Source organism: Cupriavidus sp. 8B, from assembly GCF_054589115.1.
In genome coordinates, this window is the sequence record NZ_BAAILO010000605.1 from 1 (window position 1) to 258 (window position 258).

Below are 258 nucleotides of genomic sequence, written 5' to 3' on the forward strand. Positions count from 1 at the left end.
GCGCCAGTCGGCGAAGGTGCGTACCGGGATGCTGCGTCGGATGGCCGAGCCGACGCCTTTGCGGCGTTTGCGCTGCCCGTCGATGTGTGAACGCGTAGCGGCCAACATGCGATCGATGGTCGCTGCGCTGACTTGAAAGAGCTTGGCCTTGATGACCGGATCCAGGTCCAGATGGCCGTGCCGTTCCATGGCATCAACCAACGTCGGGATCAACGCCTTCAGGCGCTTGCCGCAGACCCTGTCGGCCGCTTCCCACAA

General features: G+C 64.0%; 1 pseudogene. It reads right to left on the reverse strand.

Annotation, left to right across the window (positions count from 1 at the left end):
* Positions 1–258, reverse strand: a pseudogene (locus ACYP5B_RS49965) (transposase); the annotation flags it as partial.